19 protein-coding genes are annotated in these 21,048 nt (G+C 71.1%); 7 read left to right on the top strand and 12 right to left on the bottom strand.

From position 1 onward, the window contains the following. The first annotated feature begins 88 nt into the window (after positions 1-88). On the top strand, positions 89-340 hold the full coding sequence (locus tag AB0N03_RS21425; RefSeq protein ID WP_364374305.1) for a hypothetical protein: 252 nt from the start codon (positions 89-91) through the stop codon (positions 338-340). A gap of 4 nt (positions 341-344) precedes the next feature. Here the strand turns inward: AB0N03_RS21425 and AB0N03_RS21430 are convergent, their stop codons facing one another. From AB0N03_RS21430 to AB0N03_RS21445, 4 genes are all read right to left on the bottom strand, one after another. Beyond that, the gene (locus AB0N03_RS21430; RefSeq protein WP_364374308.1) at positions 345-1,664 is read right to left on the bottom strand and encodes a DUF4474 domain-containing protein; all 1,320 of its coding nucleotides are present in this window, start codon (positions 1,662-1,664) and stop codon (positions 345-347) included. Beyond that, a complete protein-coding gene (locus AB0N03_RS21435; protein ID WP_364374311.1) occupies positions 1,661-1,969 on the bottom strand; it encodes a hypothetical protein in 309 nt (102 codons plus the stop codon). The genes AB0N03_RS21430 and AB0N03_RS21435 overlap by 4 nt, the downstream gene beginning before the upstream one ends. A 68-nt stretch (positions 1,970-2,037) precedes the next feature. Continuing rightward, positions 2,038-2,835 carry an enoyl-CoA hydratase-related protein gene (locus AB0N03_RS21440; RefSeq protein ID WP_364374313.1) on the bottom strand — a complete coding sequence of 266 codons (798 nt, stop codon included), beginning with the start codon at positions 2,833-2,835 and terminating at the stop codon, positions 2,038-2,040. A 27-nt stretch (positions 2,836-2,862) separates the two neighbouring features. Continuing rightward, a complete protein-coding gene (locus AB0N03_RS21445; protein WP_364374316.1) occupies positions 2,863-3,369 on the bottom strand; it encodes a hypothetical protein in 507 nt (168 codons plus the stop codon). A gap of 37 nt (positions 3,370-3,406) precedes the next feature. Between AB0N03_RS21445 and AB0N03_RS21450 the strand changes: the two genes are divergently transcribed. Together AB0N03_RS21450 and AB0N03_RS21455 are read left to right on the top strand one after the other, a co-directional pair. Then, positions 3,407-3,841, top strand: coding sequence for a MarR family transcriptional regulator (locus AB0N03_RS21450; RefSeq protein ID WP_364374319.1), 435 nt, complete (start codon positions 3,407-3,409; stop codon positions 3,839-3,841). 101 nt (positions 3,842-3,942) lie between these two features. After that, positions 3,943-7,011 carry a glycoside hydrolase family 2 TIM barrel-domain containing protein gene (locus tag AB0N03_RS21455; RefSeq protein ID WP_364374322.1) on the top strand — a complete coding sequence of 1,023 codons (3,069 nt, stop codon included), beginning with the start codon at positions 3,943-3,945 and terminating at the stop codon, positions 7,009-7,011. Between the two features lie 3 nt (positions 7,012-7,014). Here the strand turns inward: AB0N03_RS21455 and AB0N03_RS21460 are convergent, their stop codons facing one another. Continuing rightward, entirely contained in the window at positions 7,015-7,830 is an 816-nt protein-coding gene (locus AB0N03_RS21460; RefSeq protein ID WP_364374325.1) for a hypothetical protein, read from the bottom strand. 287 nt (positions 7,831-8,117) lie between these two features. Between AB0N03_RS21460 and AB0N03_RS21465 the strand changes: the two genes are divergently transcribed. From AB0N03_RS21465 to AB0N03_RS21480, 4 genes are read left to right on the top strand one after another with little or no spacing between them, the layout of a single operon-like run. Further along, positions 8,118-9,770, top strand: a complete 1,653-nt coding sequence (locus tag AB0N03_RS21465) for an AMP-binding protein (protein WP_364374327.1) — start codon at positions 8,118-8,120, stop codon at positions 9,768-9,770. Between the two features lie 4 nt (positions 9,771-9,774). Continuing rightward, complete coding sequence (locus AB0N03_RS21470) at positions 9,775-10,743, top strand: phosphotriesterase-related protein (protein WP_364374329.1); 969 nt, start codon at positions 9,775-9,777, stop codon at positions 10,741-10,743. A gap of 41 nt (positions 10,744-10,784) precedes the next feature. Continuing rightward, entirely contained in the window at positions 10,785-11,408 is a 624-nt protein-coding gene (locus tag AB0N03_RS21475; RefSeq protein WP_284740207.1) for a TetR/AcrR family transcriptional regulator, read from the top strand. Between the two features lie 8 nt (positions 11,409-11,416). Beyond that, positions 11,417-13,843, top strand: coding sequence for a hypothetical protein (locus AB0N03_RS21480; RefSeq protein WP_364374331.1), 2,427 nt, complete (start codon positions 11,417-11,419; stop codon positions 13,841-13,843). Here AB0N03_RS21480 and AB0N03_RS21485 read toward each other — a convergent pair. From AB0N03_RS21485 to fabG, 7 genes are all read right to left on the bottom strand, one after another. Further along, complete coding sequence (locus tag AB0N03_RS21485) at positions 13,840-14,727, bottom strand: alpha/beta hydrolase (RefSeq protein WP_364374333.1); 888 nt, start codon at positions 14,725-14,727, stop codon at positions 13,840-13,842. The two genes, AB0N03_RS21480 and AB0N03_RS21485, sit on opposite strands and share 4 nt — an antisense overlap. A 382-nt stretch (positions 14,728-15,109) precedes the next feature. Then, complete coding sequence (locus tag AB0N03_RS21490; protein ID WP_364374335.1) at positions 15,110-16,216, bottom strand: acyl-CoA dehydrogenase family protein; 1,107 nt, start codon at positions 16,214-16,216, stop codon at positions 15,110-15,112. Next, positions 16,213-17,397 carry an acyl-CoA dehydrogenase family protein gene (locus tag AB0N03_RS21495; RefSeq protein ID WP_364374337.1) on the bottom strand — a complete coding sequence of 395 codons (1,185 nt, stop codon included), beginning with the start codon at positions 17,395-17,397 and terminating at the stop codon, positions 16,213-16,215. Before AB0N03_RS21495 ends, AB0N03_RS21490 begins: the two co-directional genes overlap by 4 nt. Continuing rightward, complete coding sequence (locus AB0N03_RS21500) at positions 17,394-18,617, bottom strand: acyl-CoA dehydrogenase family protein (protein ID WP_364374339.1); 1,224 nt, start codon at positions 18,615-18,617, stop codon at positions 17,394-17,396. Before AB0N03_RS21500 ends, AB0N03_RS21495 begins: the two co-directional genes overlap by 4 nt. After that, positions 18,617-19,642 (bottom strand): phosphotransferase family protein, encoded by a 1,026-nt coding sequence (locus AB0N03_RS21505; RefSeq protein ID WP_364374341.1) that lies wholly within the window; start codon positions 19,640-19,642, stop codon positions 18,617-18,619. The genes AB0N03_RS21500 and AB0N03_RS21505 overlap by 1 nt, the downstream gene beginning before the upstream one ends. A gap of 105 nt (positions 19,643-19,747) precedes the next feature. Beyond that, the gene (locus AB0N03_RS21510; protein WP_364374344.1) at positions 19,748-20,200 is read right to left on the bottom strand and encodes a MaoC family dehydratase; all 453 of its coding nucleotides are present in this window, start codon (positions 20,198-20,200) and stop codon (positions 19,748-19,750) included. Positions 20,201-20,205: 5 nt separating this feature from the next. Further along, a complete protein-coding gene (fabG, locus tag AB0N03_RS21515; RefSeq protein ID WP_364374347.1) occupies positions 20,206-20,967 on the bottom strand; it encodes a 3-oxoacyl-ACP reductase FabG in 762 nt (253 codons plus the stop codon). Positions 20,968-21,048: the final 81 nt, after the last annotated feature.

The raw sequence follows: 21,048 nt of genomic DNA on the forward strand, positions 1-21,048 counted from the left end.
CCCAGATGGGCCCCCAGGGAGGCCGGCTTGGTGGTGCTCAAACCTTTAAAAACACTTGTACCCCCCCCACGACCCTTAGGCTGGGACCATGAGCGACTCGACCTCGGAAGAGCTGGCCCGCACCCTGCGGGGCCGGGCCAGGAGCGCCGCGACCACGGCCCTGCGGGAAGGGCTGGAGGACATCGAAGCCCGGCACGGTCAGCACGTCGCCGACGAGGTCGCCGCCCTGATCGACGTCCCCGGGGTGTTCGACGGCCTCACCGAACGCGCGGCCCCGGCGCGCCGGGACGACCGGAATGAGGACGGGGAGTGGGAGTTCAAGCCGCTGACCGGCTACTGAGCCGTCACTTCCGCCAGTCGTAGCTCAGCGTGGGCGGGTCGTCGGTACCTTTGTGGACGGTGAGGTGCTGGTCGGGGTGCGCGGCGGCGTACCGGGTCATCTCGTCGTACATCCGGTCGCGCATGTCGGTGTCGCGGACCTCGATCGTGGAGCGCTGGCCCAGGTCGGCGGGGTTCACGTCCGAGTCGGTGCGGATCGCCAGGTTCCAGAAGTGCTTCTTGTCGGTGCCGTCGGCGCCCTGGCCGTCGTTGGTGAAGTAGACCTCGCCGGTCGTCTTGTCGTAGATCTGCTGGGTCACCTTGATCTGGTCGTCGCCCTGGGCGGCGGAGTAGTAGCCGTCGGGGTGGTCGTCGCCGGGTTCGCGGGTGTAGAACCCGACCTCGCCGCCGTACGCCCCGCCGAAGCCGTAGCTGCCCTTCCACAGCTCCAGCCGGTACTGCTTGCCGGTCTTGGGGTCGGTGAACTGCATGTTGTCGCCGCCGTCGCTGGTGTGGTCGAGCTTCGCGCCGATGACGGGTTCGAGCTTGTCGTAGACGTCGTGCCAGCCGAGGTAACTCTGCATGGAGTGCTCGCCGGTGGTGTAGAAGTCGCCGTTTTCGTCGTACTTGAAGCCGAAGTAGTCGTAGATCACCTGGGCGACGTCCGGGTCCTGCATGATCTTGTCCCAGTCGCCCGCGAGCAGTGCGAGCCGCAGTTCCGGGTTCTTCGCCACCAGCGCGGCGAGGGCCGGCAGCTCGCGGAGCAGGATCGCGGCGATCTCGGCGGGGTTGCGCTTTTCGGAGCCCGCCAGCTCCCAAATCCGGCCCGTCTTGTTACGCAGCTTCAGGCCTTCGGCGAGCAGGACGGCGTCGTAGGTGGTGACGGCCAGCTGCAGGTCGGCGAGCAGGACGACGGCCTCCGCCTTGAAGAACTTGTCCTGCGCCCACGCGAAGACGAGGTTGCCCTTGCCGTTCCCGAGGTCGCGCCAGACGGTGTCGATCTTCGTCCGGAGGGCGTCGGCGCGTTCGCGCTTGTCCCTGGCTTCCGACTGGGCCTTCGCCAGCGCGTCGCGGATCACCTCGAACGACTTCGCCGAGTCCTCGAGGTCCTCGGCCTGGTCGTCGCGGTTCTTCTTGAAGGCGTCGAGCGAATTCAGCGCGGCCTCGCCGGCCCCGCCGGTCCAGCCTTCGCTCAGTTCGACCCGGACGCTCTCGATCAGCGCCTTGGCGTCCTCGACGGCTTCCTTGGTGGTCCGGCAAGCGCGGGCCCGGTCGTCCAGCTCGGTGGTGCTGCCCTTTTCGACCTGGCCGGCGAGGTCGTAGATCCGGTCGAAGATCGCGTTCACCGGTCGATCCGCCCGAGGCCGCTGTCGAGGGTCTTCAAGAACGCGTCGCGCGCCCCGTCGTCGGTGGCGTGGTAGCTCTTCGCGGCGGTTTGGATACTCTCGACCAGGCTTTCGACCTGCTGCTGTGCGGCCTGCAGGTCTTCTTGCCGGGTCGTCAGCCAGACGTCGTAGTCGCCCGCGAACCCGCCGGCCCGGCTCGTGGCGCCCACGTTCGGCGACCCGCCCGCGGCGAGTGCGGGCGGCTTTCCCTCGCCGAGCTTGGCCGCGGCCTTGCTGATGCCCTCGACGTCGACCTCGAACCCCACCGGTTTCCTCCCCGTGTGACACGATCTGTCGGCAATGTAACAGTCGTGCCCCCGGTGGCGCGGGGTTTTCAGTCTGCCGGGTGGGCCGGGAACTTCGGTTCGCGGCGCTCGTTCCAGCTGGCCAGCCCTTCGGCCAGCTCAGGACGGCCGAACGACTCGATCATCAACGCCGTCGCCTCGCGGGCCGCCTCCTCCAGGGGCAGCAGCGCCTCCCGGGTGAACTGCGCCTTCATCACCGCCATCGACCGAGGCGCGCTGTAGGTCGCCAGTTCGGTCGCGTAAGCGTGGGCCCGCAGGCCCAGCTCCTCCGCCGGGACGACCTCCTGGACCAGCCCGTAGTCCAATGCCTGCTCCGCCGTGAACGTCCGCCCCGACAGCAGCAGGTCCCGCGCCCGGCCCTCGCCCACCAGGGACGGCAGCAGCTTCGCGATCCCGTACTCCGCGATCAGCCCGCGGCGGGAGAACGCCGTGGTGAACTTCGCGCCCGCCGCGGCGAAGCGGACGTCCGCCGAGCACGCGATCACGAACCCCAGCCCCGCGCAGCCGCCGTTGATCGCGGCCACCACCGGCACCCCCACCGAGGACGCTGCCAGGACGTCGCGGAAGTTCTCGTGCCCGCCTCCGGAGGCCGGGGGAGCGGCGGCGATGTCGTCCAGCAACCCCAGGTCGGCGCCGGGGCAGAAGGCCTTGCCCGCCCCCGTGACGACCACCGCCCGGACCGCCGGATCCGCGTCGGCCTCCCGCAGCAGCCCGCCGTAGCGGGCCTGCATCGGCACGTCCATCGCGTTGCTGCGGTCCGGTTTGTCGAACGTCAGCGTGGCGACCGGGCCGTCCGCCGCGTACCGGACTCCGTCCACAGTGGACATGGCTGCCTCCTCGGGGTCGCGCTCATACTAAGCGGTCGCTTGGCCATCCGTCACCCGCCGGGCGTGGAACCGCTGCCGGACCCGGGGCGCCGGCGACCCCGGCGTGGTCTCCTCGGCCCGCCACTCGAAGCTGTCGCGGGTCAGCTCGGAGAAGATCCATGACCGGCCCTCGGCGTCGAGCCGGAAGCCGTCCGGTGTCGGCGTGCCGATGAAGGGGATCACCCAGCCGCGCCCCGGACCGAGCCAGGTGGAGCGGAACGCCTCGATCGCGGGGTCGTAGAACCGCAGGCTCATGCCCCATTCGCCGTCCAGCCCCTCGGCCGCCCGCACCGCGCGTGACGGGCTGATCCAGACGTCCGTGAGCGCCCGGCCGTCGAGGGCCCAGGCGAAGTGCCACTCGCCGTCGGTGACGTCGGCGCCGCCGTCGTCGCGGACGTTCTCCACGACGAGCGACCAGCTGCCGATCAGGGGTGCGAACACGGCCAGCCGGGCGGCGAGCTCGGGCCGGGGCGCGTCGGCGAAGAAGGGAATCATGACAACATGCTGTCACTATGGCAGTATGCTGTCCACCATGGACGAGGTCACCGCCTACCGCGAGCTCATCGCCGACGTCTACGAGCTGGCCGGGCTGAGCCGCCGGATCAGCGAGCGGGAAGCCGCGGCGCACGGCACGACCGTCGCGCGCTGGCACGTGCTCAGCGCCGTCTCCGGCACGCCGCTCACGGTGCCCGCGATCGGACGGCGGCTCGGCCTGGTGCGGCAGGCCGTCCAGCGGGTCGTCGACGACCTGGTCGGGGCCGGTCAGCTGCGCGTGGAGCCGAACCCCGCGCACCGGCGCTCGCCGCTGTTCGCGTGCACGCCCGGCGGCCGGAGCGTGCTCGACCGCTTGTGGGCCGCGAGCGAACCCGGCCGGGGGGAGACCTTGGCCGCGGCGGGGGTCACCGCGAGCGACCTCCGGCAAGCCCGCGAAGTACTCGCCAAGGTGATCGACGCTTTGCGGGACTGACCGCCGGTTCGAAATCATCGAACCCTTTGTTCATCGGGAAACCCTTGTGCGATAGTGCTTTCCGCCCGCACTCCGCCCCCGCCGCCGGAAGGGACCTCCCGATGTCGAACGAAGAGCCGAGCGGCTTCAGCAGACGTCTGGTCCTGGGCGGTGTCGGCGCCGCCGTCGCGACCTCGGCTCTCGCGCCGGTCGCGAGGGCCGTCGAACCGCGGCCGGACCTCGCCCTCGCCGGCCGGAGCACCGACCTGACCGACGGCTGGCGGTTCGTCCTCGCGAACCCCGACGGCGTCACCGACCCGGACGGGCGCTTCGCCGACGCCGCGAACCCCGCCTACGACGACTCGGGCTGGGCGGTCGTCGACGTCCCCCACGACTGGAGCATCGAGCTCCCGCCGGTCGACGACGGACGCACCGTCAGCTCGTCCGGCTTCTTCCGCGGCGGCCTCGGCTGGTACCGCAAGACGTTCACGCTGCCGCCGTCGCTGGCCGGCAAACGCGTGTCGGTCGAGTTCGACGGTGTTTATTCGGACGCGCATGTTCACGTGAACGGTGAGCTGCTCGGCAACCACCCGTACGCCTACACGGGCTTCTCGTTCGACCTCACCGGCCGGGTGCACACCGACGGCCGGACCCCGAACGTCCTGGCCGTCCGGGCGGTGAACCCGCTGCCCAGCAGCCGCTGGTACTCCGGCAGCGGGATCTACCGCAAGGTCCGGCTGGTCGTCACCGAGCCGGTGCACGTCGCCCGGCACGGCACCTTCGTCACGACCCCCGACATCGCCGCCGGCCGCGGCACCGTGCGGGTGGCGACCGACGTCGTGAACGACTCCGCCGGAGCGTTGGCGGCCGAGGTGCGCACCACGGTCACCGACCTCGCAGGCCGGGTGGTGGCGAAGGGCTCGGCGACCGTGCCGGTGGCCGCGGGCAAGACCACCACGGCGGTCACCACGCAGAGCGTCGCCGATCCGCGGCTGTGGTCGGTCGAACAGCCCCGGCTGTACCGCGTGTGCACGGACGTCGTCGTGGCCGGGCGCGTGCTCGACACGACCACGACGGACTTCGGCTTCCGCTACACCGAGTTCCACCCCGACCACGGGTTCTCGCTCAACGGCGTGCCGATGAAGCTGCGCGGGGTCAACCTGCATTCGAGCCAGGGCGCGCTCGGCGCCGTGATCGACCCCGCCGCGCTGGAGCGGCAGCTGCGGCTGATGCTCGCGATGGGCGTCAACGCGCTGCGGACCGCGCACAACCCGCCCGCCCCGGAGCTGGTGGCCGTCTGCGAACGGCTCGGGATCCTGATGATGGTCGAGGCGTTCGACTGCTGGCGGACCGGGAAGGTCGAGTTCGACTACCACCGGGACTTCGACGCGTGGAGCGCGCGCGACATCGCGGAAATGGTGCACGCCGCCAAGAACTCACCGGCGGTCGTGCTCTGGTCGATCGGCAACGAGGTGCCGGACGCGTCGATGGCCGGCGGCCCGGAGATCGCGGCGGGGCTGATCGCCGTGGTCCGCGGGATCGACCGCACCCGGCCCGTGATCATGGGCTCGGACCGCTACCGCAGCGTGCCCGCGCCCGGTTCGCCCCAGGACCTGATCCTGCGGCAGCTCGACGGGCTCGGCGTCAACTACAACACCGCGCAGTCGATCGACGGGCTGCACGCGGCCTACCCGGACAAGTTCTTCTTCGAGTCCGAGTCGTCGTCGGAGACCTCGACGCGCGGGGTGTACCAGGACCCGGACCTGCTCAACACGGGGGAGAACCACACGCCGGGCAAGCGGGCGACTTCGTCGTACGACAACAACCTGGCCTCGTGGACGTTCAGCGGCGAGTACTCGCTGAAGAAGGACCGCGACCGGAAGTTCTGCCAGGGCCAGTTCCTCTGGGCCGGCCAGGACTACCTCGGCGAGCCGACGCCGTACGACGTCTTCCCCGTCAAGACGTCGTTCTTCGGCGCGGTCGACAGCGCGGGCCTGCCCAAGGACGCCTTCCACTTGTTCCGCAGCCAGTGGACCACCGCCCCGATGGTGCACCTGACCCCGATGGACTGGACGACCCACCGCCCCGGCGAGCCCGTCGCGGTCTGGGTGTACTCCACTGTGGACACCGTCGAGCTGGTCCTGAACGGACGGTCGCTCGGCGTCAGGAAGTTCGACCGGAAGACCACTGTGGACGGACGGCCGTACCTGGAGACGACCGAGCCCGTCGGCGACGACAAGAACGACCCCTCCGGCAGCTACACCAGCCCGAACGGCGGCACCGGCAAGCTGCACCTGACGTGGACCGTGCCCTTCGAACCCGGCACGCTCACCGCGATCGCCCGGTCCGGTGGGCGCGAGGTGGCCCGCGACCGGCTCGTCACGGCCGGGCCGCCGCGCGCGGTCACGCTGACCGCCGAGCCGCGCGGCGACGGCGCGATGGCGTTCGTGACGGCGTCGGTCGTGGACTCCCGCGGAGTCGTGGTGCCCGGGGCCGAACCGGTGCTGCGGTTCGCCGTCCGCGGGCCGGGGCGGGTCGCCGGGGTGGACAACGGCCGGCAGGAGCTCGCGCAGAGCTACCAGCGGCCGACGATCCCCGCCTTCCGCGGCCAAGCCGTCGCCGTGATCGCCGCGACCGGCGGCCGGGGCCCGATCACCGTGACGGCGAGCGCGCCGGGCCTGACGCCGGGGAAGACCACGGTGGCGGGGACGAACCTCGGGCAGCGCAACGGCCCCGGCGCGCGAGCCGGGGAACGGCCGGAGGCTCCGGCCGTCCTGGCCGCGGACGCGAGTTATTCGGGCGCCCCGGACACGCTGCCCGCGGCGATGCTGGACGGCGATCCGGCCACGGGCTGGTCGAACTTCTACGTCAAGCCGGCGACCGCGACCCTGCCCGCGGTTAGCCGGCCGCGGCCGCAGGACTGGGTGTCGCTGGTCTGGCCGCGGCCGCAGCGCTTCGGCACACTCACGGCGAACTTCGTCGTGGACGCGAAGCTGGTACTGCCGGAGACCGTCGAAGTCGCGTACCGGACGGCTCGCGGCTTCGAGCCGGTGCGTGGGTTGAAGATCTCGTGGGGGACCGGGTCGAACGACCCGACGACGTTCTCGTTCGAGCCGGTCACCACCACGGAAGTGCGGATCACGATGACGACCCGGGGGTTCCTCCGGATCAGCGCCCTCGTGGCCCGCTGACCCTCACCGGCTGCAGGGGGCGAGCGCGTCGAGGCCCTGAGGCTTGTCGGCGTTCCGGCCGATCGCCGTGGCGATGCGGTTGATCGTCGCTACGCGCTTGTCCTCCAGCGGGCCGAGGATGGCGTTCTGGACGAAGTTCGGGCCGCCTTCGCCGGCGCTGGTGACGAGCCGGTTGTTCGCTTCGCTGATCTGCGTGGTGAGCAGGTCGAGGTTGCGTTGGACCTCGGCTTGGGCCTGAGCGGGAATCGCGGGGAGCTGCGAGGCGACGTCGGGGCACGAGATCTGCCCGGCGTCGGTGCCGGCGTTGCCGCCTGTGTTGCCGGTATTCCCGGTGCCCTGCGCCGGAGCGGTCGAGACCGTGCCCGCGCCGGTGTTCGCCTGCCCGCCCAGCGAGCACGCGGCGAGCCCGCCGAGGTTCTGCGGCTTCTCGCCCTGGCGGCCGATGGCGATGGCGATCCGGTCGATCGTCGACGTTCGCTTGTCGGCCAGCGGTCCCAGGATCGCGTTCTGCACGAAGTTCGGGCCGCCCTGGCCGGCGGTGCTGACGAGGCGGTTGTTCGCTTCGCTGATCTGCGTGGTGAGCAGGTCGAGGTTGCGTTGGACCTCGGCTTGGGCCTGAGCGGGAATCGCGGGGAGCTGCGAGGCGACGTCCGGGCAGGTGATCTGCCCGGACGAGGCCGCGCCGGCCGCGTTGGCGGCGCCGGGGTCGCCGACGGTCGTCGCGATCACCAGCGCCCCGGCCGCGATCCCGAGGCCGAGGGCCGCCGTCGCGATCTTCGTCCGCCGCGAGAGGCGGTGTCGTCCACCGGTAGCAGGCATGAATCACTCCAAGTTAGCGTGAACATAGAGGGTCCACACGGGCAGCGCGCGGTTGTTCCGAATGGTGCGGCCGAACCGGCCGCGGACGCCATCGTGGCTGTTCCGCCAGGGATTTGTCCAGAGTGAAGCGGCGAAAAGAGAGAATCTGAACCATTCCGAACCGGCGTCCGTATTCCGTGGTGAAAGGCGAGTTCTGCATTTACCGGCGGAGCCGGGTCTTGACGCGGACCGCCACGGCCTCCTAGCGTCGCCATACCGACCGGTCGGTGTCCAAGGGAGGTCACTGGATGAGCTGGTACGACGCGAAGCCCTGGCTCGCGAGCTATGACGAACGGGTCCGGGACGCGGAACCGGCGAAGCCGACGACGCTGCCCGAGTCGTTCCGCCGCGCGGTGGATCACGTGCCCGACCGGGCCGCGATCGCGTACTTCGACGCGCGGCTGAGCTATCGCGAGGTCGACGAGCTCTCCGACGGCGTCGCCCGCTACCTCACGAAGAACGGCTTCGCCCGCGGCGACCGGCTCGCCCTGGTGCTGCAGAACATCCCGCAGTTCGTCGTCGCTCTGCTCGGCGCGTGGAAGGCCGGCGGGATCGTCGTGCCGGTCAACCCGATGTACCGCGAGCGCGAGCTCACCCACATCTTCACCGACGCCGGCGTCAAGGCGGTCGTCTGCTCGCAGCGCGGCTGGAACGCCTACATCGGCCGGACCGCGGCCGAAAACGGCGTCGGCATCGCCCTCACCACCAGCGAACTGGAGTTCCAGACGCGCGACGACGAGCGCGTCCTGGGCAAGGTCACCCGCGAGGAGACGCCCGGCGCGCTCGAACTCCTCGAAGCCGCCGCGACGCCGGGCCCGAAGCCGCCCGAACCCGCGTTCGCGCTCGACGACACCGCGCTGATCAGCTACACCTCCGGCACGAGCGGCACGCCGAAGGGCGCCACCAACACCCACGGCAACGTCGGCACCAACGCCGCCAGGCTCGGCTCGTTCAGCGGTCTTCCCGAGGGCTCGACGCTCTTCGGGCTCGCGCCGCTGTTCCACATCACCGGCATGGTCTGCGAAGTCGGCTCCGCGATCGACATCGGCGGCACGCTCGCCCTCGCCTACCGCTTCGACGCCGGGGTCGTGCTCGACGCCTTCCTCGAGCACCGGCCGGCGTACACGGTCGGGCCGTCCACGGCCTACATGGCCCTGATGGCCCACCCGTCGTTCAGCCGCGACCACTTCGAGTCATTCGCGCTGCTCTACTCCGGCGGCGCCGCGCTGCCGCCCGCCGTCGTCGAGGCCTTCCGCGCGAAGACCGGGCACTACATCCACAACGGCTACGGCCTCACCGAGACGACAGCCGGCTGCGTCGTCGTCCCGGGCACCCTCGAGGCGCCGATCGACCCGGAGTCCGGCACGATTTCGATCGGCCTGCCGGTGCCGGACACGATCGTCCGGATCCTCGGCGAGAACGGCGAAGAGCTGCCGTTCGGGCAGCCGGGGGAGATCGCCGTCGAGGGTCCGATGGTCGTCTCCGGCTACTGGAACCGCCCGGACGCGACGGCCGAGGCGCTGCCCGGCGGCCGCCTGCTCACCGGCGACATCGGGTTCATGGACGACCGCGGTTGGGTCTACGTCGTCGACCGCAAGAAGGACATGATCAACGCGTCCGGCTTCAAGGTCTGGCCGCGCGAGGTCGAGGACGTCCTGTACACGCACCCGGCCGTGCGCGAGGCCGCCGTCGTCGGGATCGCCGACGAGTACCGCGGCGAGACGGTCAAGGCGTACGTCAGCCCGGCGCCCGGCGCGAACGCCGACCCGGCGGAGCTGGTGGCCTGGTGCAAGGAACGGCTCGCCGCCTACAAGTACCCGCGCACCATCGAAGTCCTCGACGAGCTGCCGAAGACCACGAGCGGCAAGATCCTCCGCCGCGAACTGCGGGCGAGGGGGTAGCGGCGTGGTCGAGACCGTCCGCGGCGCGATCGCGCCGGAAGCGCTGGGCCGGGTGCTGATGCACGAGCACCTCTTCGTGCTGAGCCCCGAGTTCGTCGCCAACTACCCCGAGCACGAGGGGTTCCGGGAGGACGAGCACGTTCCCGAGGCGATCCGGCGGCTCAAGGAGCTGAAGGACGCGGGGATCGACACGATCGTCGACCCGACGGTGATCGGCCTGGGCCGCTACATCCCGCGCGTGCAGCGGGTCGCCGCCGAGGTCGAGGTCAACATCGTCGTCGCGACCGGGCTCTACACGTACAACGACGTGCCGCACTACCTGCACTTCCGCGGACCCGGCACGATGCTGGAGGGCGAGGATCCGCTCGTCGGGATGTTCGTCGGGGACATCCGCGACGGCATCTCCGGCACCGGCGTCAAGGCCGGGCTGCTCAAGTGCGCCACCGACGAACCCGGCGTGACGCCCGGCGTCGAACGCGTGCTGCGCGCGGTGGCGAAGGCGCACGCCGAGACCGGCGCGCCGATCATGACGCACACGCACGCCGGCACGCGGCGCGGACTCGAGCAGCAGGCGATCTTCCAAGAAGAGGGCGTCGACCTGAGCAAGGTGCTGGTCGGGCACTCCGGCGACTCGACGGACCTGGGCTACCTGACCGAGCTGGCCGACCGCGGGTCGCTGCTCGGCATGGACCGGTTCGGCCTCGACCTGCTGCTGCCGTTCGAGGAGCGGGTCAACACGGTCGCGGCGCTGTGCGAACGCGGCTACGCGGGCAGCATGGTGCTCTCGCACGACGCCTCCTGCTACATCGACTGGCTGCCCGAGGACCAGCTGCCGGTGCTCACGCCGAACTGGCACTACCTGCACATCACGCGGGACGTGCTGCCCGCGCTGCGGGAGCGCGGGGTGTCCGAAACGGACATATCGACGATGCTCGTGGACAACCCCCGGCGGTTCCTGTCCTGGGCGGGCTGAGCCGTTATCCTGTGCGTTCGATCGGAGAGGGGGTACTCGCCGTGACCCGAGCAAGCACCCGCAAGCCGGGCGAGGCGGCGGGCGACGACCAGGCCGCCGTGCCGCGCCGGCTGCTGGAGCACGCCACGAAGCTCTTCGCCAAGAAGGGCTTCGACCGCACGTCCGTCCAGGAGATCGTGGAAGCCGCGGGCGTCACCAAGGGCGCGATGTACCACTACTTCGGCTCGAAGGACGACCTGCTCTACGAGATCTACGCCCGCGTGCTGCGCGAGCAGACCCGCCAGCTGGAGAGCGTCGCGTCGTCGAGCGCTCCGCTGCGCGAACGCCTCGCCGCCGCCGCGTCCGACGTCGTCGTGTCCAGCATCGACAACCTCGACGACAACACGATCTTCCTGCAGTCCATGCACCAGCTTTCGCCGGACAAGCAGAAGGCGGTGCGCGCCGAGCGCCGCAAGTACCACGAGCGCTTCCGCGGCCTGGTCGAGGAGGGGCAGGCGTCGGGGGAGTTCCGCACGGACAAGCCGGCCGACGTCGTCGTCGACTTCTTCTTCGGCTCCGTGCACCACCTGGGCTCCTGGTACCGGCGCGGCGGGACGCTCTCGGCGCGGCAGGTCGGCGACCACTACGCGGACCTGCTCCTGGACGCGCTCCGGCCGCCTGGTTAGTTGGACGGGTGACCGAGTTCCCGCCGCTGCCGGTGATCGACAAGCTGACCGGAGCGGAGCGAGAGCTGGCCGACGCCGCCCGTCGCGGCCTCGCGTACGTGACCGACGCCCCGGTGCGGGCCGTGGTGCTGCGCGAGCTGCTGCTCGGCCTCCGTGGTCCGGTGGACCCCCGCGGAGTGCGCCTCGGGGGCGCCCGGATCGCCGGGACGCTGAACCTCGACCACGTCGAGGCCGGCACCGGCCTCGCGCTGGTCGACTGCGTGGCCGTGAACACGATCAGCGCGCGCCACGCCCGGCTCCCGTGGCTCGACCTGTCCGGCAGCCGGGTCGCCGGGTTCGACGGCACCGGCGTCCGGATCGGCCACGACCTCGACTTCACCGGGGTGCGCGCGACCGGCTCCGGCGACTTCGGCGTGATCTGCCTGCGGGACGCCCGCGTCGACGGCCTGACCGTGTTCGCGCAGGCGGAGGTCCGCAGCGGCGACGGCCCCGCGCTGTACCTCGACGACCTCGAGTGCCGGGCGATCAAAGGTCTCGGCCTGCGCGCGAGCGGCGCCGGCGACAGCGGCGCGATCCGCCTGCTCGGCGCGCACATCTCCGGTGAGGTCTTTCTGGGCGAAGCGGTGCTCGCCAACGAGTCCGGGCCCGTGGTGCACGCCGACAGCGCGGCGGTCGACGGCGACCTGAGCCTGGCCGGCGCCACGGTGACCGGCGCCGGGGGAGACGGCGCGCTCCGGCTGCTCGGCGCCCGGGTCGGTGGCCAGCTCGACCTCGGCGACGCCACGCTCGTGAACGACAGCGGCCCGGCCGTCGGAGCCGACCGCCTCCGAGCCGGCGGTCTGTACGCGACCGGCGTCACCGTGACCGGGGCGATCTCGCTGCTCGGCGCCCGCGTCGACGGCCAGGTCAACCTCGGCGGCGCGGTGCTCGCCAACCCGCGCGGCCGCGCGTTGAGCGCCGACAGCATCCAGGTCGAGGGCAGCTTCTTCGGCGAAGGCATGAAAGTGCGCGGCTCGGGCGAGTACGGAGCGCTCTGCCTGCTCGGTGCGCACGTGGGCGGGAACTGCTACCTCGAGGGCGCGGAGCTGACCAACGACGCCGGGGCGGCGTTGAGCGGCGACCGTCTTCGGGTCGACGGCAACGTCCACATCGAGGGGCTGGTCGCGACCGGGGCCGCTGAGCCGGGCACGATCCGTCTGCTCGGCGCCCACGTCGGCGGCGAGCTGTACCTCGAGGGTGCCCGGATCGCCAACGACTCCGGTCCGGCGCTGTATGCCGACAGCCTGCACGTCGGCGGCAACTTGGACCTGACGGGCGCGTCCGTCGCCGGAGCCGGAGAGGCAGGGGCACTTCGGTTGCACGCCGCCGAGGTCGGCAGCCAGCTGCGGCTCCCCGGCGCGGAACTGGCCAACGCGTCGGGTCCCGCCTTCAGCGCCGACGACCTCCGGGTCGGCAGCTACCTCGAACTCTTCGAGGTGAAGGTGACCTCCTCGTCCGAACTCGGCGCGCTGAGCCTGCGGGCGGCCCGGGTCCACGGCTCGGTCACCCTCGCCGGCGCCGACGTCACCAACGACGCGGGACCGGTGCTGGTCGCCGACCGGTGCGAGGTCCGGGGCAGCCTGGCGCTGAGCGGCCTGCGGGGGACCAGCGCCGGCGAACGCGCCACGATTCACCTGCTCGGGGCGCACATCGGCGGTCAGCTGAGCTTCACCGGCGCCGAGCTGACCCACCGTGACGCGCAGTTCCTCGTGGACGTCGAAGACGCCGTGGTCGACGGGCCGATCTTCTTTCCGGTCGAGCTGGTGGGCCCGGCCGGCCAGGTGGACCTCGACGGCTTCCGGTTCGGCTCCCTCGGCGACGTAACCTGGCGCGAGTGGCTCGACCTGATCCGGCACCACACCGCCGCCTACCGGCCGGGGCCGTACCAGCGGCTGGCCGCGTCGGAACGAGCCGCCGGGCACGACGGCAACGCGCGGCAGATCCTCATCGCCCAGCAGCGGGACCTGCAGCGGCGGGCGCCCGAAGCGATCGGCGGCTGGCCGGCCCGGCGGTTCCACTGGGTGTGGGGCGCGCTCGCCGGGTACGGCTACCGGGCCCGGCGGACGGCGGCCGCGCTCCTGCTCGCCGTGGTCGCTGCGGGGGGACTGGGGCTCTGGGCCGGGCACGTCGGCGACGCGGGCCATCGCGCGGCGGAGCGCACTTCGGACCTCACGGCTGCTCGCGGCGCCCCCTGCACGACCGTCGAGCTGATCGGCGTCGGCCTGGACCGCGGGCTGCCGTTGTCGCCGGGGGTGCGCGGGCGGTGCGACCTCAACACCGGGATTCCCGCCGGGCAGTGGTTCACCGTGGCGATCTGGCTGGTGCAGGCCGCGATCTGGGCGCTCGCCACGCTCGCGCTGGTCGGCTACACCGGGCTGGTCCGCAAGACCGCCTAGTGCCGGCGGAGGTGGTCCAGCAGGAGGGCGCTGACCTCGTCGGGGACCTCCATCGCCATCCACTGGCTCGCGCCCTCGACGATCTGGAAGCGGTACTCCGCGTCGATGTGGTGGACCGTCAGTTCCGCGGCGCTCTGGCCGAGGTAGGGGTCCTCGCTGCCCCACAGGTAGAGCGTCGGCACGGTGATGCGGCCGGCCGGGACGTCGAATACGTCGTTCGTGGCGCCGCGGTACCAATTCAGCGTTGCGGTCAGCGCGCCCGGTTCGGAAAGGCGTTCGACGGCGCGTTCGACGAATTCGACCGGAATCCGGCGGTTGTAGACAGCGCGTAATTGTGCGGCTTCGTCGCGTAAGAGGAATTTCTCGGCTTTCCCGACACCGCGGCGGAAGAAGCGGATGTAGCCGAGGTCGTGGAACTGCCCGTCGTCGGTGGCGGCGGCGCGCTGCAGCGCCGACGGGTGCGGGGTGGAGAGCACGGTCAGCGACCGCAGCCGGTGCGGGTGCGCGGTGGCCAGCGCCCAGGCGATCATGCCGCCCCAGTCGCGCGCGATCAGGTGGAACCGGTCGGCGCCCTGGCTGTCGGCGAAGGCGAGGGCGTCGCCGACCAGGTGCTCGATCGAGTAGTGCTCGACACCGTCGGGGCGCGCTTGCCGCGCGTAGCCACGCTGGTCGACGGCGAGGGCGCGGTAGCCGGCCTCGCCGAGGGCGTGCAGCTGCTCGGTCCAGGCGTCGGCGAATTCGGGCCAGCCGTGCAGCAGGAGGACGAGCTCACCCGTTTCGGGGCCGGCCGCGAGCGCACTGTGCCGATGACCGCCGACGACGACGGTCAATTCCTCCAGCACGGCGGGCACCCCGGCATCCGTCGGCGCGACGGCGAATTCCATGGCGCCCAGGCTAGATCGCGACGGGTGGGAAGAACCATGGGAAGCGGGGCACTTTTGCCACCCTTTTGCCTCCCGAGTGGCCTGGCTCACAGAATTTTCGCTCAGATGAGCGAAAATACGAAAGAAAATGAAGAGTATTCACGAAACCGGGCCGACCTACGCCGCGTGGCCGCTCTTCCGAGCTGGGCGCGAAGGCCCCCGCCCCGGAGGTCCCCCCCGCCCCAAGGTGGCCTTGGTTGCTCCATCCATGCCCCCGCCACCACCCTCAACGGAGGCGCTTCGCGCCGCAGTGCTGATTCAACGCACCCAAGGCGGCCTTCGGTGCGTCTGACGCACCGAAGGCCACCTTGGGGCGCTGGCGACCGGTCATCAAGCCCGCCGGTCAGGCGGGCAGGTCGACCAGGTCCGCCAGCCGGGCCCGGTGCTTCCCCGGAGTCCCTAGCGCCAGCTCGTCCGCCTTGGCCCGCTTCAGGTACAGGTGCGCCGGGTGCTCCCACGTCATCCCGATGCCGCCGTGCAGCTGGATGGCCTCCTCCGTCGCGTGAACCGCGATCGGCGAAACCCGCGCCTGGGCGACCGCCACCGCGATCGGCACGTCCGTGCCCGTGGCCAGCGCGTCCGCCGCGTTGCGAGCCGTCGCGCGGGCGAGCACCAGGTCCGTGTACAGGTTCGCCAGCCGGTGCTTGAGCGACTGGAACCCGCCCACCGGACGGCCGAACTGGTACCGGCCCTTCAGGTAGGAAACCGTCTCGGTCAACGCCCATTCGGCGATGCCGGTCTGCTCCGACGCCAGGATGCCCGCGCCGAACAGCAGGGCCTCCTCCAGCGCCGAAGCCGCGTCCATTCCCGAGGCCACGAGCACCGCCGGCGCGTCCGAGAGCACCACGTCGGCGACCCGGCGCGTCAGGTCGAACGAAACCAGCTCGGTCACCGTCGCCGCCGACGCCTCGACCACGTACAGGGCCGGCCCGTGCGGGCCCGCGGCCGGGACGACCAGCAGGTCCGCCACCGACGCGTCGGCGACCGTGCCCACCCGGCCGCTGAGCTTGCCGTCCGCCGAGACAGTCACCGACGACGGGAAGCCCGCCCCCGGCGCCGTCGACAGCGGCACGGTCAGCGCGCCGATCGCCGAACCCGCCGCGAGCCGGCGGACGAAGCCGCCCGCGCCCGCGCGGACCAGCGCCGTCGTCGCCAGCACGACGCTGCCCAGGAACGGCACCGGCGCGACGCTGCGGCCCAGCTCCTCGGCCACCACGGCCACCTCGCGGGCCGACGCGCCGTGGCCGCCCAGCTCCTCGGGCACCGCCAGCCCGGCCACGCCGACCTCGTCGGCCAGCGTGCGCCACAGCTTCAGGTCGTAGCCCTCGGCCGTCTCGACGCGGGCCAGCAACGCCGAAGCGTCGGCCTTGTCCTTGAGCAGGTCCCGGACGGAAGCCCGCAGGTCTTCCTCGACGTCCGAATACAGCAGATCCGGCTGTGCTTGACTCATCGGGGCAGGTCCTTCCAGGCGACGTCCTTATCGACGCGCGGCTCGGACGGCAGCCCCAGTACGCGTTCGGCGATGATGTTGCGCAGGACCTCCGAGGTGCCGCCCTCGATGGAGTTCCCCTTCGCACGCAGGTAGCGGTAGCCGGCTTCGCGGCCGGTGAAGTCGACGATCGCCGGGCGCCGGAACGTCCAGTCGTCGTAGGCCAGGCCCTCTTCGCCGAGCAGCTCGACCTCCAGGCCGGTGAGGGCCTGGTTCAGCTCCGAGAACGCGACCTTCATGGCCGAGCCCTCCGGCCCGGGCGCGCCCGCCGTCAGCTGCTGGCGCAGCCGGGTGCCGGCCAGCCGCAGCGTCTCCGCCTCGACCCACCGCTGCACCAGCCGGTCACGCAGCTCCGGCGTGCGCAGCTCGGGCCGCTCGCGCCAGGTCTTCGCGACGATGCCGATCAGGCCGCCTTCGCGCGGCTGGACGTGCCCGCCGATCGCGACGCGCTCGTTCATCAGCGTCGTCTGCGCGACCTTCCAGCCCTCACCGACCGCGCCGAGGCGCTGGGTGTCCGGGATGCGGACCTCGGTCAGGAAGACCTCGTTGAACTCGGCCTCACCGGTGATCTGGCGCAGCGGCCGCACGTCCACGCCGGGCGCCTTCATGTCGCACATGAAGTACGTCATGCCCTGGTGCTTCGGCACGTCCGGATCGGTGCGGGTGACCAGGATCGCCCACTGCGACTCGTGCGCGCCCGACGTCCACACCTTCTGGCCGGTGACGATCCAGTCGTCGCCGTCGCGCACCGCCCGCGTGCCCAGCGCCGCGAGGTCGGAGCCGGCGCCCGGCTCGGAGAACAGCTGGCACCACACCTCCTCACCGGTCCACAGTGGACGCAGGAAGCGCTCGTGCTGCTCCGGCGTGCCGAAGGCGAGGATGGTCGGGGCGGCCATGCCGAGGCCGATGCCGATCCGGCGCGGGTTGTTGTCCGGCGCGCCCGCGGCCGTGAACACTTCGTCCACAACGGACTGCAGCGCGCGCGGCGCGTTCTGCCCGCCGAGCCCGGCGGGGAAGTGGATCCAGGCGAGACCGGCGTCGAACCGGGCCCGCAGGAAGTCCATCCGATCAGTAGTCCCGGGATCGTGCGAGGCGAGGAACTCGGTCGCCTGGCGGCTCAGATCCGAAGCGGTGACAGTCACTTGGCGCCCTCCGAGAGGTACTTCTTCAGCTCACGCCGGGCGAGTGAGCGCTTGTGGACCTCGTCCGGCCCGTCGGCCAGGCGCAGCGTGCGGTTGCCCGCCCACATCGCCGCCAGGGGGAAGTCCTGGCTGACGCCGCCCGCGCCGTGCACCTGCACGGCCTTGTCGAGGATCCACTCGACGGTGATCGGGGTGGAGATCTTGATGGCCTGGATCTCGGTGTGCGCGCCCTGGTTGCCGACGGTGTCCATCAACCATGCGGTCTTGAGCACGAGCAGCCGCTGCTGCTCGATCTTGACGCGCGACTCGGCGATCCAGTCCTGCACGACGCCCTGCTGGGCGATCGGCTTGCCGAACGCCTCGCGCGAGATCGCCCGGCGGCACATCAGCTCCAGCGCCCGCTCGGCCATCCCGATGGCGCGCATGCAGTGGTGGATGCGGCCCGGGCCGAGCCGCGCCTGGGCGATCGCGAAGCCGTCGCCCTCACCGGCGACGAGGTTCTCGACCGGCACGCGGACGTCCTCGAAGAGCACCTCGGCGTGACCGCCGTGGTCGCTGTCGTCGTAGCCGAACACGTGCATGCCGCGCTTGACCGTCAGGCCCGGCGCGTCGCGGGGGACGAGGATCATGCTCTGCTGCTTGTGCGGCGCGGCTTCCGGGTCGGTCTTGCCCATCACGATGAAGATCTTGCACGCGGGGTTCATCGCGCCGGAGATGTACCACTTCCGGCCGTTGATCACGTACTCGTCGCCGTCGCGGCGGATGCTGGTCTCGATGTTGCGGGCGTCGGAGGAGGCGACGTCCGGCTCGGTCATCGCGAACGCGGAGCGGATTTCCCCGTGCAGCAACGGTTCCAGCCACTGCTTCTGCTGCTGCTCGGTGCCGAACATCGAGAGCACTTCCATGTTCCCGGTGTCCGGGGCGGCGCAGTTGACCGCGGTCGGCGCCAGCCGGATGCTGCGGCCGGTGATCTCCGCCAGCGGCGCGTACTGCAGGTTCGTCAGGCCCGCGCCGTGGTCGCCGGGGAGGAAGAAGTTCCACAGGCCGCGCTTGCGGGCCTCGGCCTTGAGTTCGTCCATGACCGGCGGGATCGCCCACGGGTCTTCGCGTTCGGCCAGCTGCTGCTCGAACACGGGCTCGGCGGGGTAGATGTGCGAGTCCATGAACTCGAGGAGCTTCCCGCGCAGCTCCTCGGTCTTCTCGTCGAACGCGAAGTCCATTACTTCTCCTCTTTGAGAATCTCGTTGCCGTGCGTGATGAGCAGCGGGACGCCGGCCCCGACGCCCTCGAAGCCCGCCCCGACCGTCTGGCCCTTCGTGTAGCGGTAGTAGATGCCCTCCAGGATCACGGCGAGCTTGAAGAACGCGAAGCTGACGTACCAGTTCAGCTGCGAGACATCGCGCCCCGAGCGTTCGGCGTAGCGGGCGACGACCTGGTCGGTGGTCGGGTACCCCGGGGCCGAGCTGGCGTTCGAGACGAACTGCAGCGACACCTTGTCGCGCTCGGCGTAGGCCACCAGCAGCGCGAGGTCGGTGAGCGGGTCGCCCAGCGTCGACATCTCCCAGTCGAGCACCGCCGAGATCCGGTCGTCGGCGTCGACCAGCACGTTGTCGAGCCGGTAGTCGCCGTGGATGATCGACGGCTTCCCGGACACCGGCACCGCCGCGGCGAGCCGGTCGTGCAGCTCCTCGATGCCCGGCAGGTCGCGGCTGCGGGAGGCGTCGAGCTGCTTCTTCCAGCGCCGCAGCTGCCGCTCGAGGAAGCCCTCCGGCCGGCCGAAGTCCCCGAGCCCGACCGCGCCCGGGTCGACGGCGTGCAGGTCGACGAGCGTGTCGACCAGCGCGTCGGCGATGGCCCGGGTGCGGGCCGCGCCGAGTTCGGTGAGTTCGTCCGCGGTCCGGTAGGGCGTGCCCTCGACGAAGCTCATCACGTAGAACTGCGCGCCGACGACGTCGGCGTCTTCGCAGAGCAGCAGCGCTTCGGGCACCGGCACGGCGGTGTCGCGCAGGCCCGAGATCACCCGGAACTCGCGCGTCATGTCGTGCGCGGTCGGCAGGACGTGCCCGAGCGGCGGGCGGCGCACCACCCAGCGCGACCGGCCGTCGCCCACCACGTAGGTGAGGTTCGACCGGCCGCCCTCCACGACGTCCGCGGTCAGCTCCCCGGCGACCAGGCCGGGCCGGTGCGCGTCCAGGTGGGCGCGCAGGCGGCCCAGGTCGAGACCCGGGGGGTCGATCCGGCTCATCGTGCCTCCTCAAGCAGTCTGCGGGAGAGCATACCGACTAGTCGGTATGACGTACAGCGGCCAGGGCAAGCGCCGCTTTCACGTGAAAGCGGCGCCCTGATGGCCTCACGCGAGGAAACGCGTGACCCATTCGGCGACGCAGGCGGGCTTCACTTCGCCATCGATCTCGGCCGTCCACCTCGACACCGCCTGCTTGCCGCCCGGGATGTCGGTGATCTCGATCAGCTCGGCCCCGGCGCGCAGCTTCGAGCCGACCTTCACCGGCTGCGGGAAGCGGACCTTGTTGAGGCCGTAGTTGATCCCCATCTTGATGCCCTTGATCTGGTAGATCTTCTGTCCGAACGCCGAGAGCAGCGACAGCGTCAGGAAGCCGTGGGCGATGGTGCCGCCGAACGGGCCCGCGGCCGCCATCGCCTCGTCGACGTGGATCCACTGGTGGTCGTCGGTGGCGTCGGCGAACTTGTTCACCCGGTCCTGGGTGATCGTGTGCCACTCGCTGTACCCGAGGTGCTCGCCGACCGCCGCGGCGAACTCGTCCAAAGAAGCGAACTCGCGCATCTGCCTCAGTCCTTCGGTCCGCCGGCGGCATAGATGACCTGGCCGGAGACGAACCCGGCGCCCTCGCTGACCAGGAACGACGTGAGGTGCGCGATGTCGTCGGGCGTCCCGACGCGCTGCACCGGGATCTGCGTCGCGGCCGCGGCCTTTAAGTCCTCGAACGACATGCCGATCCGTTCGGCGGTCGCCGCGGTCATGTCGGTGGCGATGAAGCCCGGCGCGATCGCGTTGGCGGTGACGTTGAACTTGCCCAGCTCGATGGCGAGGGTCTTGGTGAAGCCCTGCATGCCGGCCTTCGCCGCGGAGTAGTTGACCTGGCCGCGGTTGCCCAGCGCCGACGTGCTCGACAGGTTGACGATCCGGCCGTACTTCTCCTGCGTCATGTACTTCTGCACCGCGCGGGTCATCAGGAACGAACCCTTGAGGTGCACGCCGAGGACGGAGTCCCAGTCCTGCTCGGTCATCTTGAAGATCAGGTTGTCGCGGGTGATGCCGGCGTTGTTGACGAGCACGACCGGCGGGCCGACCTCGTCGGCGACACGGGTGACGGCCGCCTCGACCTGCTCGGCGTCAGTGACGTCCAGCGCGACGCCGACGGCCTTGCCGCCCTTGGCGACGATCGCTTCGGCGCCCTGCTTGACGCCGGCTTCGTCCAGGTCCAGCAGTCCGACGGCGAAGCCGTCATCGGCCAGCCGCGCCGCGACGGCGGCGCCGATGCCACGGCCGGCACCGGTGACCACGGCGACACGGGAAGGGGAATCGGTCACAGGGACCTCCTCGTCGTTGAGAAACGGACTCGTGCTCGTCAGCCTACTAAGCGGTTGGTCACCTGACGATACGCGGGAGTG

The sequence above is a fragment of the Amycolatopsis sp. NPDC051061 genome (assembly GCF_040682935.1).
Classification (GTDB): Bacteria; Actinomycetota; Actinomycetes; order Mycobacteriales; family Pseudonocardiaceae; genus Amycolatopsis.